Origin of the sequence: Actinomadura sp. NPDC047616 (assembly GCF_040642915.1) — a bacterium.
Taxonomy (GTDB): domain Bacteria; phylum Actinomycetota; class Actinomycetes; order Streptosporangiales; family Streptosporangiaceae; genus Spirillospora; species Spirillospora miaoliensis.
In genome coordinates, this window is the sequence record NZ_JBEYTB010000001.1 from 428,092 (window position 1) to 442,555 (window position 14,464).

Consider the following 14,464-nt stretch of genomic DNA (forward strand, 5'->3'; position numbering starts at 1 on the left):
GGCCCGCTCCGCGTGAGCCGGGGAGGCCGGCCTGGTCGGTGATGACATGGGGATCACTCCTTGGTGGTCGTGGTGCTGGGTGGGGTGAGGCCGGAAGCCGCGGCCGCGCAGGAAACGCCCTGTTCAGTCGGCTGGCGATCCCGAGTACGGGCTGCTCCCGCAGGACTGGGCGACGGAGTATGCGTCGCCCGCAAAGGCGGCCTTCGTGCTCATGAATGCGCATGTGAAGCCCGAGTACTGTCCCCGGCGCGCCATAGAAGGGCCGGGGACAGTACTTAGGCCCCACGTGGCCGGGGCCTGCCGGAGGCTAGCCCGCGTGGACCGGCGCCTCGACGGTCCCGGTCTCGCGCTCAGCGCCCGCCGGGCCGGCCGTCACCGTGCCGGCTTGCCGGCCGGGCGCCTTGGCGTTGATGAAGACGCCCGCGACCAGCGCGGCCAGCAGCAGGATGCCCGCGGAGGTCCAGGTCGCGACGGAGTAGCCGTGCACAGTCGCCTCCGCCAGTGCGGCCTTCACCTGCGACGTCTGCTGAGCGGGGTTGACCCCGTGGCCGGTCAGCCAGTCCGTGGTCGCGCCGGCCGCGATCGTGTTGAGCAACGCGGTGCCGACCGACCCGCCCACCTGCTGCATGGTGTTGAGGGTCGCCGAGGCCGCCCCCTGCTCGTGCGGGGCGACGCGGCCGGTGGCCGTGGAGATGGCTGCCATGAAGGTGACGCCCATGCCGAGGCCCATCATGCAGATGCCGGGCAGGACGTGGCTGAGGTAGGTGGCGTCGACGTCCATGGAGGCCAGGAAGGCCAGGCCGCCGGCGGCCAGCGTCAGGCCGGGCATGATCAGCACGCGGGCGGGCACCCTGTGCAGCAGCCGCGCCGAGATCTGCGTGGAACCGATGATCATGCAGGCGGTCATCGGCAGGTAGGCCGCACCGGTCTTCAGCGGGGACCAGCCCTTGATGCCCTGCAGGTAGAAGGTCAGGAACAGGAAGACGCCGAACATGGCGATGGTGACCAGGCCCATCGTCAGGTAGGCGCCCGCCCGCTGACGGTCCTTGACGATGTGCAGCGGCAGCAGCGGCGTCCGGGCGCGGGTCTGCCACAGGGAGAAGATTCCGAGGATCAGCACGCCGCCGCTGACCAGGGTCAGCACCCAAGTGTCGCCCCAGTCGCGGGACTCGGCCTCGCTGAGGCCGTAGACGATGGACAGCACGCCGGCGGTGCCCAGCACGGCGCCGAGGATGTCCAGCCGGCCGCCGGTCCTGCGGCCGGGGTCCTTGAGCATCACGATCGCGCCGATCACCGCGACGGCTGCCACCGGGGCGTTGACGTACAGGCACCAGCGCCAGTCCAGGTACTCGGTCAGCAAGCCGCCGACCAGCATGCCGATGGCGCTCCCGGCGCCGGCGATGGCGCCGAACACGCCGAACGCCTTGCCGCGTTCGCGCGGGTCGGTGAAGGTCGTGGTCAGCAGGGACAGCGCGGCGGGGGCCAGCAGCGCGGCGAAGACGCCCTGCAAGGCTCGGGCCGCGAAGAGCATGCCGGGGCCGGTGGCGGCGCCGCCGAGCGCGGACGCCACGGCGAAGCCGATCAGGCCGATGACGAAGCTGCGCTTGCGTCCGAACAGGTCGCCGAGACGTCCGCCGAGGAGCAGCAGGCCGCCGAAGGCGAGGGTATAGGCGGTGATGGCCCACTGCCGGTTGCCGTCGGTCATGCCGAGGTCCTGCTGGGCGGACGGCAGGGCGATGTTGACGATGGTCATGTCCAGCACCACGATCAGCTGGGCGAGGGCGATGACCACCAGCCCCCACCAGCGGCGGGGGTCGGGAGGCGGCGGGGCTTCTCTCCCCTTGTCCAAAGCTGTGCCGGGGCCGACGGGGCGTGCCGGGACGTTTTCGGGCAGGGCTGTGTCAGCCATTGTTCGAAACACCTTCTACGTGCTCGGGGTCGGTTCGGGTCGACCGCAGCGGGTCGTACCGCGCCACGGCGTGTCGGCGGCGTTGCCGCTCAGCGCCGGTTGAGAGGGGGTGGGCCTTAAGGGCCTCGTCGACAGGTGGCGGATGTGTCCGCGATCTCCGCACAGCACACATGTGGCGATGGCCGAGGTCGGCGAGGCTCCGAGAAGACCGTGTTCTCGCAAGCTTCTGAGCTGAGAACTTCTGAACGGGGTGTGTACCTGGCGGAGGATTTCCCTTCACGACAGGCCGTTTCGGGAGTGCTCGGTCGCGGACACCGGCCGGATGGCCGTCAATGTCGCCATGCCGAGCCTCGGCCGGAACGAGATCTCGGGTTGCTGGGGTGCCACAACCTGGCACTCGATGGCGGATCGCACGTCGGCCGATGGCCGGCTCCGTCCCTGTCAGGGTTGGGCGTCGAGCCATTCCTGGAAGGTGGGGCCGGCGAGCTTGGCGTGCGCACTGGGCAGGAACCCGCCGCCGGCCGCGATCTCGGCATCGGGCAGGCCGGAGCCGTCGACGCCGACGACCTTGATTCCCCGGCGTTCGCCGAAAAGTTTGGCCGCCTCGGCCATGGTCTCCTTGCGGGGTCCGGCGATCTCGGGGATCGGCGTTCCGGGAGCCGGCTGGGCGGGCGCGTCGGGATCGGTGGCCAGGTCGACCAGCACCTCGGCCACCGTGCGGCAGGCCACGAGCTGGGTGGGCAAGGCCGGGATGTAGGCGACGTCGCCCTGCCGCCAGTCCAGGAGCTGACCGACGAATTCGTGGAACTGCGCAGCCCGCAGAATGCGAGCGGGCAGCGGGCCGGACAGATGTGCCTCCTCGTGCACCTGCTGGGCGGCGAGGAAACCGGCGGTGGCCTTGTCGGCGCCGATGATGGACACGGCGACGATCTGGCGGACTCCCGCCTTCTGGCCGGCCTCGTGCAGATTGCGGGTCGCCGTGCGGAAGAACTCCGTGGCGGCCTCCTGGTCGGATGCGTGCCACGACGCGACGTCGATGATGACGTCGACCCCGGTGAGCGCCTCGGCCAGGCCCTCCCCGGTGATGATGTCCACGCCGGTGGCGCGGGACATCCGCACGACCTGGTGCCCCCGTTCAGCGAGGACGTCCACGACGTGGCGTCCCAGCCGCCCGGTTGCTCCTGCCACCGCGAACCTACTGCTGATCACGTTCCATGCCTTTCTTGAGAATCAGGGAAGTCTGACTGGCACGGCGACGCACCCGAACTCGCAGTTCGGAGCGATGCACCGCCGAACGGATGGGGCAGGATGCGGTCAACGGAATCGGGCGGTAGCCGCTCACTCCTCACCCTGACCCTGGTGGGCGTTAATCGCTGTAGTTCTGACCGGGCGGCATACCGGGAATCGGCTTGGCGATGAGAGCGACGGGGGTGAAGAAGCCGATATGGGCGATCGCCATGATGAGCGTCCAGAGCGCCTTGTCGTCGTAGTGCGCGGACGCCTTGGCATACAACTCATCGGGGACCCGCTCTCCGTACGGGTTCGGGGACAAGACGGCCTCCACAAGCTCCAGCGCGACCCGTTCGGCGTCGGTGAAGTATGGGGCGTCCCGCCAGGTCGCCACTGCGGTGATGCGCTCCTCTGACTCCCCGGCCTCGCGGAGGTTGCTGGTCTCCCGAATGGCGAAGTAGGTGCTGCCGAGGATCTGCCCGGCGCGCAGCTGCAGCAGGCTGATGGTGGTCTGCGGAATCGCGCCGTTTTTGAGGACCTTGTGCAGGCCTTCGGCGACTCCCGCCATCTCGGGGAGGAACGGGAGAGGATTGGGCATACGCGACCGCACATCCTCCCGCCTGGTCGTCGGGCCGGTCGTGGGTGTCGACATGGCGAGGTCTTCCCTTCTCAAGCCGAACTCGTGGTGTTGAGTGCCGCCCCGGATCGTTCGTTCGCGCGGCGTCCTGACGAACACGAGACGCCGGCGCCCCAGCCCCTGTAACAGTCGCGGTCGTGTGACATAGGCCACCGATCGTGGGTGTCACAAAACGGCGGGACCCGGTGTCCAGTACGTGGGCCAGGGGCTGTCCACCGTCGCCTACGAGATGCCCGGTTCGGCCACCGATGCCGAAGACGTCCCGCAGGAGACCTGCCTCCCACTGGGTGGACGCCGATCTGGCCACCGTGCGGGAGCCTGCCAGCCCACCTGGCAACCAGGGACAGGGTGCGTCGGTGGCTGCGCAGTGCCGTTGAGAAATACAGATGAGCCCCCACTGCCTGTTGCAGGGGGGCTCATTGCGTCCCTGTGGGGCGGGGACTTACGCCACCACCCTTGAGTGCGGAGCTGACGATCCAGCGCAGAAGACTCCCCAGCCGAGGTACTCGCGCGCGTAACGTGCGGGCTCGGTGGTGAGTTCGGCACGTACCTCGGGCGCCAGTTCAGTTCATGGGCCACCTGACACGCCGCCCCAGGCCCGGCGTCGCGTATGCAGTCGACGACGCCGGGCCGCTCCGGCAACGGTGTGTTCGCCCCTCAGGGGACGGGGGTGAGATCGGACTGGGTCCGTGCGGGCGGGTGCGCCGTCCGGCCGCGGGTGATGGCCCATGCCAGGGCGAGTGCCAGCAGCGCGGTGCCGCCCGCCCAGCCGGGAAGTGCTCCGGCGGAGGTGCCATGGTCCAGCAGCCGGCCGCCCAGGGCGGCACCGGCGGCCGAGCCCAGGTACATGGCGGCCATCTGGAACGCGATGATGGCCATGGCCCGGCGCTGGCGCCACTGGAGGAGCAGGTGCTGCAGGACGGGCACGCTCGCCCATCCCGCCGCTCCCCACAGGGCGACCGCGACGACCCACACGGCGGCCTGGTCCGACAGGGACAGCGCGCCCAGCGTCAGGGCCAGGACCGCCACGACGGCCGGAAGCAGCCGCCGGGAGCCCAGGGCGTCCAGCGGCCTGCCGATCAGGGCCGCGCCGGCGACCCCGCCGATGCCCCATAGCCACACCAGGGTGAACGCCCATGGGGCCAGGCCACGCTCGCCGGCCATGGGGACCAGGTAGGTGTACAGGCCCAGGCTCGCCACCCCGAGCAGGAAGGCCAGGACCACGCCCGCGGCGATCGCGGGAGTCCTGAGCAGGCGCAGGTTCTCACCGATCCTCGCCACCGCGATGGCGGGATAGGGGGCGCGCCGGGCGACGACCGCGGCCATGCTGATGGCCCCGATCGCCACCACCAGGCCCATGGTCCAGCGCCATCCCGCCCATCGGCCGATGAGCATGCCGACCGGGACCCCCGCCACCGTTCCCGTCGACAGTCCGAAGGTCACCAGCGCCATGGCGCGCCCGCGTTCACGGTCGGTGGCCATCGCGGCGGCCGTGGCGGTCGCCACCGCGGTCAGCACCCCGGCGCCGATGCCGGCCACCACGCGTGCGGCCAGGAACACCGCGATGCCGGGAGCCAGCGCGGTGACCAGGTTGCCGAGGTTGAACAACGCCAGCGCCACGGCCAGGGCGCGCTTGGTGGAACCGGCCACCAGCGGCCCCGACAGCAGCGGCCCTGCCAGGGCGTAGGCGCCGGTGAAGGCGGTGACACCCAGCCCGATGGCCGCCACTGACACCGTCAGCGAGTCCGCGATCTGCGGCAGGACACCGGCCAGCACGTAGGCGTCGATGCCCAGCGAGGTGGTGGCGGCCACCAGCGGCCACAGCCGGCCGATCACTGGTCGGCCCCCTGCCCCCTGCCGCTCTGGGATCCCTCGTGGTGTTCATCGGCCCGCGCGGAACCGTATCCCGCCAGCACGGCGCCGACCAGGCCCGGAAACCGGGCTTCCAGGTCCGCTGCGCGCAGGCTGATCATGCACTTGCGACCCTCGGCCCGTACGAAGGCCACGCCGGACTCGCGCAGCAGGCTGGTGTGGTGGGTCAGCGTCGACCTGGGCAGGTCGGGCCCGAGTTCGATGCTGTCCACCTCGCCCTCTTCGGCGAGTCTGCGGACCATCTCCAGGCGCAGCGGCTCGCTGAGCGCGAACAGCACCCGCGGCAGCGAGATGTCCTCTGTCTCAGGATGCACGTAGGCACGTGCGGCGGCCACAGTCACCACCCACCAATCGTTCGACTATTGCCGCACGATGATAGTGCGAACATTATCGAACGATCAATCGGGAGGCGCCGCCCCTCACCCCTCCTCCACACACCGCCCGAGCGAGGACGCGGCCACCGCGCGATTCCTGGAGTTCCCGGACGCCTGGGGCCACAGCACCCCGCGATCGTGAAGCTGTGGTCGGACGCGGGGGCCAAGTCCGTGCCGTTCCTGACCTGGCCCCCACGGCAAGGGCCGCACACGCTGGACCATGCGCCTCACCGTTCGCCGAGTTGCGGTCCTGCCATGCCGACGGGGCATCGTGTGCGGGCGGTCATCCGGTTCTCTCCGGGGCCTCGATGTCGTGAGCCGAGGAGGTGGCCGCGTCCTGAGGGACGGCATGCGGGGCCGGTTCGCCGGCGCGTCGGCCTGGGATCGCCAGGGCCGCGATGACGCCCAGCAGCGTCAGCCCCGCCGACACGGCGACGGCGGCGCGCAGGCCGTCGGCCGCGGCGATGTCCGGGGCGGCGACGCCGACGAGCACGGCCAGGCCGACGCCCACCCCGATCTGCATGGCGGTGTTGGCCATGCCGCCGGCGATGCCCTGCTCACGCGCCGCCACGCCGGTTCCGGCCGCCGCGAACTGCGTGGGATAGATCGTGCCCATGCCCATGCCGTACACGCAGATCCCGGCGAGCACGGTGAGGTACGAGCCGTCCGCCGTCATTCCGACCGCCAGCAGGGCGCTCCCGGCGGCGCCGAGGACCAGCGCGATGATCAGGGTGATGCGGACGCCGACGCGGATCATCAGCCGCCCGGCGACGGAGTTGCCCAGTGCGATCACCGCCGACAGGCCGAGAAAGCCCAGCCCGGCCTGCAGCGCGGAGTAGCGCAGCACGTCCTGGAAGTACAGGGTGAGGAAGTAGACGACGTTCTGCATGGTCGCCCCGAACACGAAAATGATCAGCAGGGCGGGGGCCAGATGCCGGTTGCGCAGCAGCCGCAGCGGCATCAGCGGGCTGCGGCTGCGCGCCTCGACACCGAGGAACGCGGCCAGCAGGACGACCGCGAGCACGGCCGCGACGACGAACGAGGACGACGTCCAGCCCGTCTCGGGGACCTCCGCGATCGCGTACACCAGCAGTGTGGCGCCCGCGGTGCCGGTCAGCACGCCCGGCAGGTCGTAGCCGTGGCCGCGTTCGACCGGCCCGTCCGCGGCCAGCAGACGGAACGCGGCGGGGGCCGCGGCGATCACCAGCGGCACGTTGACCAGGAACACCGCCTCCCAGCCGAACGCCTGGGTCAGCACGCCGCCCAGCAGCGCGCCGAGGCTGAGCCCGCCGGCACCGGCCATGGCCCACACCCCCAGCGCCCGGACGCGCTCGCGTCCCTCCGCGAACATGGTGTTGACCAGCGACAGCGTGGCGGGGAACACGACCGCGGCGCCCACTCCCTGGAGCGCGCGGGCTGCGATCAGCGTGGCGGGCGAGGTGGCCAGGCCGCCGAGCAGGGACGCGCCGCCGAAGACGGCCATGCCCAGGACGAACATGCGGCGGCGTCCCAGCAGGTCGCCCGAGCGCCCGCCGAGAAGCAGGAAGCCGCCGAAGAAGACGGCGTAGGCGCTGATCACCCACTGGGCCGAGTGCCCGGAGAAGCCGATCTCCCGGACGATCTCGGGCAGCGCGACGTACACGATGGTGAAGTCGAGCGAGGTGATGAGGCTGGAGAACGCCAGCAGGGCCAGGCTCCACCCCGGTCTGCCCGGACTGGTGGTCGACGTCATGGAACAGGCTCCTCACAGGCCGTAGGGACGGGCGGTGCGGGCGTCCCGGAGGGCATGAGCCCACCAGGCGAGCTGGTCGAGCAGGCCCTTGGCGGCCGCGTTGGCGCCCGCCGTGTCGATGGGCGTGCCGTCGTCGTCGAACCGCTCCCGGCAGATGGGGAAGCTGACGGTGTCGCGGATGGTCGTGGCGTGCAGTTCGGAGAACACCAGGCGGAGTTGCTCGACCGCGCGCAACCCGCCCGACATGCCGCCGTAGGAGACGAACCCGATGGGCTTGGCCCGCCACTCGTCCACGAACGAGTCGATGGCGGTCTTGAGCGGGGCCGGGAAGCTGTGGTTGTACTCGGCGGTGACCACCACGAACGCGTCGGCGGCCGCCAGCCGGGGAGCGAGGGCGCGCACCGGCTCGGGATCGTCTTCGCCGTCGTCGGCGAGCGTGTCGGGCAGCCGGGTGTCGCGCAGGTCGACGACGTCCAGCGTCATGTCGGCGCGCGGGGTGACCTGTTCGGCGAACCAGCCGGCGACCACGGAGCCGAACCGGCTGCGGCGGGTACTGCCGATGATCATCGCGACGTGCAGGGGCGAGGGATTCGTCATCGTGGACCTTCCTGGGCTCGTGTCCGTGTCCCGTGTCGCCCTCGACCCTGCCGCCGCGCGCTTATCACCCGCCTTCCCTCCGCTTACCGCCCCCTCACCGGCGCGACGGCTGTCCGGTAAGTGCTGATCATCGCGTTATCGTGGCGGTATGCGCTTTGGGGTGCTGGGGCCGCTGGCGGTCTGGACGGCGGACGGCGCCCCGGTGACGATCCGCGGACGGATGGTCCGGGCGCTGCTGGCGGACCTGCTCATCGCGGACGGCCGGCCGGTGTCCGCGGACCGGTTGATCGACGATCTGTGGGCCGGCGCACCCCCCGCCGACCCCGCGGCCGCCCTCCAGGTCAAGGTGTCCCAGTTGCGCAGGGCGCTGGAGGACGCCGAGCCGGGCGGCCGGGAGCTGGTGGTCTTCCAGGCACCGGGATATCTGCTGCGCGTCGGTTCCGAGGCGGTCGACGCGGGCCGGTTCCCGGCGCTGCTGGCTCGCGCGCGCGAGACCCTTGAGCCCCGGGCGAGGGCCGCGCTGCTGACCGACGCGCTGGAGCTGTGGCGGGGCCCCGCGTACGCCGACTTCGCCGACGAGGACTTCGCGCGGGCCGCGATCACCCGTCTGGAGGAGCAACGGCTGACCGCGGTGGAGGATCTCGCCGAGGCACGCCTGGTCCTCGGCGAGCACACCGCGCTGGTCGGCGAGCTGCGTGACGTGGTGGCCCGCCATCCTCTCCGGGAACGGCTGCGCGCCGCATACGTGCGCGCCCTCTACCGCGCCGGACGGCAGAGCGAGGCCCTGGACAGCCTCGCCGAGCTGCGAGACCGCCTGCGCGAGGAGCTGGGCCTGGACCCGAACCCCGAGCTGGTCGCCCTGCATCGGGCGATCCTCGCCCAAGACCCCGCCCTCACCCCCGTCCGTCCCCGTACGAACCTGCCCGCCTCGCCCACCGAGCTGATCGGCCGTACCGAGGCCGTCGCGCAGGTGCGGGCCCTGCTGGACGCCCATCGCCTCGTCACGCTCACCGGGCCGGGCGGCGTGGGCAAGACTCGGCTGGCCCTGGAGACCGCCGCCCGGCTTCTCGACGCGTTCCCGCACGGGGTGTGGCTCGTCGAACTCGGCGGGCTCGACCAGCCGGACCTGCTGGCGGACGTGGTGGCCGCCACACTCGGCGTCCGCGACGACGCCGCTCCCGGCGTCCGGGCCGACGACCGGCTCGCTCGCGCGCTGCGCGACAGGCGGATGCTGCTGGTGCTCGACAACTGCGAACACCTGATCGAACCCGTCGCCGGGCTGGCGCACCGTCTGCTGGCGGCGGCGCCCGGCGTGCGGATCCTGGCGACGAGCCGCGAGACGCTCAAGGTCGGCGGGGAGGCCGTCTGGACGGTGCCTCCGCTGGAACCCCCGTACGCGGCGACGGAGACCGGACCCGCGACCCTGCGGAGTTTCAGCGCCGTCCGGCTCTTCACGGCGCGTGCGGCCGCCGCCGCCCCGGGCTTCGCCCTCACCGCCGAGAACGCCCGCGCCGTCGCGGCGATCTGCCGTCGTCTCGACGGCATCCCGCTGGCCCTGGAACTGGCCGCCACCCGGGTCCGCGCGCTCAGCGTGCACGAACTGGCGGAACGACTGGACGACCGATTCCGGCTGCTGTCGGCCGGACGCCGGGACGTCCCGCAACGGCAGCGGACGCTACGGGCGACGATCGACTGGAGCTGGGAACTGCTCACCGGGCCCGAGCGCGCCGTCCTGCGGCGGCTGTCCGCGCACGCCGACGGCTGCTCGCTGGAGGCCGCCGAGGCGGTCTGCGCCGGGGACGGGGTGCGGTCCGAGGACGTCGCGGACCTGCTGTCCCGCCTGGTCGACCGTTCGATGGTCGTGGTCACCGGAGACGCGCGCGGTTACCGGTACCGGCTCCTGGAGTCCGTCGCCGCCTACGCCGCGGAGCGTCTGCGGGAGGCGGGCGAGTCCGCGCGTGTCCGGGGACGGCATGACGACTACTACGTGGCGCTCGCCGAACGGGCAGCGGCTCACCTGCGCGGCCCCGACCAGCGGCAGTGGCTGGAACGCCTGGATGTGGACCACGTCAACCTGCGCGTCGCCGTCGAGAGCACCGTCCGGCGCGACCGGCCGGATCTGGCGCTGCGGCTGGTCGACGCGATGGCCTGGTACTGGTTCCTGCGCGGACGACTCGGCGAGGGCCGCCGCCTGCTGGGTCTGGCGCTCGACCACGGCGGTCCGGCGCCGGCCTCGGCACGAGCCGCGGCGGGCGCCTGGCGAACGGCCATGGACCTGCTCGGACGACATGGCATCGACCGCACGCGGCGGGTGCGCGCGGCGCTGGAACCGTACGACCGTCTCGACGACCCGGGGGGCCGCGCCCGGGCGCAGTGGCTGCTCGGCGAGATCCTGCTCGGCAGCACCGATCTGTCGACCGGTGAACGGCTGACGGAACACGCCCTGGCCGCCTTTGAGCGGCTCGGGGACCGCTGGGGCACGGCCGCCGCGCTGACCACCCTGGCGCACCACGCCCTCGCCCGCGGCGACCTGGCCGTGTGCGTCCGCCACGCCGAACAGGGCGCGGCACTGTTCGACGAGCTCGGTGACCGCTGGGGGCGGCTGCGGGCCACCGACCTGCTCGGCAGGCTCGCCGAGATCCAGGGCGACCATCGCCGCGCCGCCGCCCTCCTCACCGAGGGCCTGCGCCTGGCCGAGGAACTGGGGATCTGGACCCAGGTCTCCTACATGCTGTCCGGGCTGGGCCGGATCGCGATGCTGACGGGCGACCTGGCCGAGGCCAGGCGGCTCCACGAGCAGGCCATGCGGCTGGCCGGCGAGCACAGCCACCGGCCCGCGGAGGTGTTCGCCGAGCTCGGCCTGGGGATGGGAGCACGGCGGGAAGGGCGGCTGGACGTCGCGGAGAAGCTGTTGCGCGACGCGCTCGACTGGCAGCGCCAGGTCGGATTCGCGCCCGGCATCGCGCTGGCCCTGTCCGAGCTCGGCTTCGTCGCCGAGCGGCGCGGGACCGCTGACAACGCGCGCGACCTGCACCTGGAGGCCCTGACCGTCGCGCACCGCACCGGCGATCCACGGGCGATGGCGCTCGCACTCGAAGGACTGGCCGGCGTCCACACCCTGGTGGGCGAACACCGCCACGCCGCCCGGCTGCTGGGCGCGGCGGCCGCGGCCCGCGAATCGACCGGCGCTCCGCTGCCGCCCGCCGCCCGCGGCGACGTGGACCGCATCACGACCGCAGTGCGCGCCGTCCTGGACGACGAGACGCTGGCGGCCGAGCTCCACCACGGCCGCACCGCCGACCCCCTCACCCTCGCCACCGCTCACAATCCCTCATCCGACCCCAACGTCTGAACGTGGGAGGCCCGGTCTGCGCTGCGGGAGTGGGGCTTGCGGATCAAGCGCGGAGGGCGTCGATCAGGGCATCGACGGCGGCGAGCGCGGCGGTGGTGTCGAGTCCGGTGCGGGAGACCAGGGAAAGGCCCTGGACGGTGAACAGCAGTAGCTGCGCCTGGGCCTCGGGGGTGGCGTCCTGGGTGACCTCGCCCTCGGCCTGGGCGCGCCGCAGGGCGTCGGCGACGATCCGGGTGAAGCGGGCGTGCGAGCGGGTCACGATCTCGCGGGCCTCGGCGTCGTGGGGCACGAGTTCGGCGGTGGTGTTGCCGATCATGCACCCTTGCGGAACGCCGACGTCGGAGGCGTACTCCTGCGCCCGGGCCGGGTTGGCGAGCACCTCGCGCAGCGCCGGCAGGACCGGCCCGGTCTCCAGCGCCGCGACCAGCTGGCGCTCGTAGGTGTCCCAGTAGAGCTGGACCGCCGCCAGGTAGAAGCTCCGCTTGTCGCCGAAGGCGCCGTACAGGCTGCCCCGCTCCAGGGCGAGCGCGTCGACGAGGTCCTGGACGGAGGTCGCGCCGTAGCCCCGGGACCAGAACAGCAGGAGCGCGCGCTCCAGGGCCTTGTCCTTGTCGAATGCGCGGGGCCGCCCTGTCCGTGCCATGTCCCCAGGCTACGACTTTTTGACCGCGTGCACAAAAGGTCGTACGGTGATGTCCGCAGGAATTCTTGAACGGTCACACATAAGTCGCTTGGTGCCCGAGCGCGCCAGGAGACGAGAGGCGGGACGACATGGACTTCAAGGGCAAGACGGCGCTGATCACCGGGTCGGGCGCCATCGGCGGGCTCGGGCACGCGACGGCGAGGATCCTCGCCGCCGGCGGAGCGAACGTGATCATCACCGGCACCGACCCGGACCGCGGCGCCCAGGTCGTGGACGACGTGCGGAGCGCGGCCGGCTCCGCCGGCACCGTGCGCTTCGTTCCCGCCGATCTGGCCGACCCGCAGGCCGTGCAGCGGCTGGCCGAGGACGCCGGGGCGGTGGACATCCTCGTCAACAACGCGGGCGTCGTCCCGTTCAGCGCGACCGCCGATCAGGACATCGCCGACTACGACGCCGCCTTCGCGGTCAACGTGCGCGCGCCGTTCGTCCTGACCGCCCGGCTCGCGCCGAAGATGGCCGCCGGCGGGGGCGGCGGCATCGTCAACGTCAGCTCCACCGCGGCCGGCCTGGGCATGCCGCCGATGGCGGTCTACGGTGCCACCAAGGCGGCGCTGGAGTCCCTGACCCGCACCTGGGCGGCCGAGTTCGCCGCGTCGAACGTGCGCGTCAACGCCGTGTCGCCCGGCCCGATGACCACCTCCAAGGTGGTGGCGGCCATGGGACCCGACCTCGGCGGCATGGGCCTGACCACCGCGCTGAAGCGGACCGCCGACCCGGCCGAGGTCGCCCAGGTGATCGCCTTCCTCGCCAGCGACCAGGCCAGCTACGTGACCGGCGCCGTCGTGGCCGCCGACGGAGGCCGGACCGCCATCTGACCCGGGACACGCCTGCCGCCGACACGGCAAAGGCGGTGTGGCGTTCTCCGAGATGGCGGGGACGGCCCGTCATCGCTGCCAGAACCACCGCTACCGGAACCACGCGCCTCGGGCGCGAGTGAGGAGAATGAGACCGATGGGTCGTCTTGAGGGAAAGCACGCCCTGATCACGGGCGGGACGGGCGGCATCGGGCTTGAGACCGCCCGCCAGTTCCTCGCCGAGGGAGCGACCGTCGCGATCACCGGCCGCTCGCAGGAACGGCTGGACGAGGCCGCCCGGCGGCTGGACGGCCCGCTGCTGCCCATCCTCAGCGACGCCGGCGACGTGCCCGGCCAGGCGGCGCTCGCGGCGCGGCTGCAGCGGGAGTGGCCGCGGCTCGACATCCTGATGAGCAACGCCGCCGACGTCACCCACCTCCCGATCGAAGAATGGACCGAAGAGGCGTTCGACAAGCTCGTCGCCACCAATCTCAAGGCACCGTTCTTCCTGATCAAGGCCCTGCTGCCGCTCTTCTCACGGCAGGCCTCGGTCATTCTCGTCGGCTCGGTCTCCGCTTTCATCGGGCACGAGAACGCGGCGGTCTACGGTGCCGCCAAGGCGGGCCTGCTCTCTTTCTCCCGCGGGCTGACCTATGAGCTGAAGGATCGGGGTATCCGGGTCAACGGGCTGAGCCCGGGGCCGACCGTCACCGACACGTTCAAGCCGCTCGGCCCCGAGCGACAGGCCGCCATCTACGAAGAACTCCGGCGGACCGTGCCCCTCCATCGCCTCGGCACCGCCACCGAGCTGGCGAAGGCGGCCGTCTATCTCGCCTCGGACGAGTCCGCCTACACCGCCGGTACCGTGCTGCGCGTTGACGGCGGCATCGGGGAGCTCGCGTACTGAGCGCCCGCATCGCGAGTCGCGAGAGGCCGGCGTGTCGTGCGCACCGGTCGTCCCGACGCTGCGGCGGCCTCCCGTCCCGCACGGCTCACCGTGAGCGTCATTCCCCACCGCCCGCGCCTGGTTGACCGCGGCGACCGCAGTGCGCGCGTCGAGCAGCGAGCGGCGCCAGACCAGCACCGCGGCGTCGGCACCGACCACGCCGGTGCCGACGTGGTCGGTGCCGAGCCCGTGCCCGGGCGCCAGTTCGACCGCGCACCCGCCCAGGCCAGCCGACCGCCGCGGCGGTGAGGTGGCCTTCTCCACTGAAGTGCCGAGCTCGACGTGCTGGAACGGCCATAGTCGCCCTGGCTGACCATG

General features: G+C 72.1%; 11 protein-coding genes. 3 read left to right on the forward strand and 8 right to left on the reverse strand.

The genetic code is table 11. The features are described 5' to 3' along the window. Positions 1–307: 307 nt before the first annotated feature. The 7 genes from ABZ801_RS02110 to ABZ801_RS02140 all read right to left on the reverse strand — a co-directional run bounded on the left by ABZ801_RS02110 (position 308) and on the right by ABZ801_RS02140 (position 8,351). Positions 308–1,909, reverse strand: a complete 1,602-nt coding sequence (locus tag ABZ801_RS02110; protein ID WP_360691583.1) for an MFS transporter — start codon at positions 1,907–1,909, stop codon at positions 308–310. Between the two features lie 441 nt (positions 1,910–2,350). Further along, a complete protein-coding gene (locus ABZ801_RS02115) occupies positions 2,351–3,097 on the reverse strand; it encodes an NAD(P)H-binding protein (protein WP_360691585.1) in 747 nt (248 codons plus the stop codon). A gap of 178 nt (positions 3,098–3,275) precedes the next feature. Beyond that, positions 3,276–3,737, reverse strand: coding sequence for a carboxymuconolactone decarboxylase family protein (locus ABZ801_RS02120; protein WP_360691588.1), 462 nt, complete (start codon positions 3,735–3,737; stop codon positions 3,276–3,278). Positions 3,738–4,433: 696 nt separating this feature from the next. Further along, on the reverse strand, positions 4,434–5,612 hold the full coding sequence (locus ABZ801_RS02125) for an MFS transporter (protein WP_360691591.1): 1,179 nt from the start codon (positions 5,610–5,612) through the stop codon (positions 4,434–4,436). Continuing rightward, the gene (locus tag ABZ801_RS02130; protein ID WP_360691594.1) at positions 5,609–5,992 is read right to left on the reverse strand and encodes a helix-turn-helix transcriptional regulator; all 384 of its coding nucleotides are present in this window, start codon (positions 5,990–5,992) and stop codon (positions 5,609–5,611) included. The genes ABZ801_RS02125 and ABZ801_RS02130 overlap by 4 nt, the downstream gene beginning before the upstream one ends. A 313-nt stretch (positions 5,993–6,305) precedes the next feature. After that, the gene (locus ABZ801_RS02135; protein ID WP_360691597.1) at positions 6,306–7,754 is read right to left on the reverse strand and encodes an MFS transporter; all 1,449 of its coding nucleotides are present in this window, start codon (positions 7,752–7,754) and stop codon (positions 6,306–6,308) included. A gap of 12 nt (positions 7,755–7,766) precedes the next feature. Continuing rightward, positions 7,767–8,351, reverse strand: a complete 585-nt coding sequence (locus ABZ801_RS02140) for an NAD(P)H-dependent oxidoreductase (protein WP_360691600.1) — start codon at positions 8,349–8,351, stop codon at positions 7,767–7,769. Between the two features lie 148 nt (positions 8,352–8,499). On the opposite strand from ABZ801_RS02140, the gene ABZ801_RS02145 reads away from it, so the two are divergent. Continuing rightward, the gene (locus ABZ801_RS02145) at positions 8,500–11,703 is read left to right on the forward strand and encodes a BTAD domain-containing putative transcriptional regulator (RefSeq protein ID WP_360691603.1); all 3,204 of its coding nucleotides are present in this window, start codon (positions 8,500–8,502) and stop codon (positions 11,701–11,703) included. Positions 11,704–11,746: 43 nt separating this feature from the next. On the opposite strand, the gene ABZ801_RS02150 is transcribed toward ABZ801_RS02145, so the two are convergent. After that, on the reverse strand, positions 11,747–12,346 hold the full coding sequence (locus tag ABZ801_RS02150) for a TetR/AcrR family transcriptional regulator (RefSeq protein WP_360691606.1): 600 nt from the start codon (positions 12,344–12,346) through the stop codon (positions 11,747–11,749). A 128-nt stretch (positions 12,347–12,474) separates the two neighbouring features. Between ABZ801_RS02150 and ABZ801_RS02155 the strand changes: the two genes are divergently transcribed. Together ABZ801_RS02155 and ABZ801_RS02160 are read left to right on the forward strand one after the other, a co-directional pair. Then, the gene (locus tag ABZ801_RS02155) at positions 12,475–13,221 is read left to right on the forward strand and encodes an SDR family oxidoreductase (protein ID WP_360691609.1); all 747 of its coding nucleotides are present in this window, start codon (positions 12,475–12,477) and stop codon (positions 13,219–13,221) included. A 136-nt stretch (positions 13,222–13,357) separates the two neighbouring features. Beyond that, positions 13,358–14,107: an SDR family oxidoreductase gene (locus tag ABZ801_RS02160; protein WP_360691612.1), complete on the forward strand. Its 750-nt coding sequence runs from the start codon at positions 13,358–13,360 to the stop codon at positions 14,105–14,107. Positions 14,108–14,464: the final 357 nt, after the last annotated feature.

What these genes read in the sequence shown, in the direction of transcription:
- ABZ801_RS02160 (WP_360691612.1), top strand. Translation starts at nt 13,358, where the DNA reads ATGGGTCGTCTTGAGGGAAAGCACGCCCTGATCACGGGCGGGACGGGC.
- ABZ801_RS02155 (WP_360691609.1), top strand. Translation starts at nt 12,475, where the DNA reads ATGGACTTCAAGGGCAAGACGGCGCTGATCACCGGGTCGGGCGCCATC.
- ABZ801_RS02145 (WP_360691603.1), top strand. Translation starts at nt 8,500, where the DNA reads ATGCGCTTTGGGGTGCTGGGGCCGCTGGCGGTCTGGACGGCGGACGGC.
- ABZ801_RS02135 (WP_360691597.1), bottom strand. Translation starts at nt 7,754, where the DNA reads ATGACGTCGACCACCAGTCCGGGCAGACCGGGGTGGAGCCTGGCCCTG.
- ABZ801_RS02140 (WP_360691600.1), bottom strand. Translation starts at nt 8,351, where the DNA reads ATGACGAATCCCTCGCCCCTGCACGTCGCGATGATCATCGGCAGTACC.
- ABZ801_RS02110 (WP_360691583.1), bottom strand. Translation starts at nt 1,909, where the DNA reads ATGGCTGACACAGCCCTGCCCGAAAACGTCCCGGCACGCCCCGTCGGC.
- ABZ801_RS02150 (WP_360691606.1), bottom strand. Translation starts at nt 12,346, where the DNA reads ATGGCACGGACAGGGCGGCCCCGCGCATTCGACAAGGACAAGGCCCTG.
- ABZ801_RS02120 (WP_360691588.1), bottom strand. Translation starts at nt 3,737, where the DNA reads ATGCCCAATCCTCTCCCGTTCCTCCCCGAGATGGCGGGAGTCGCCGAA.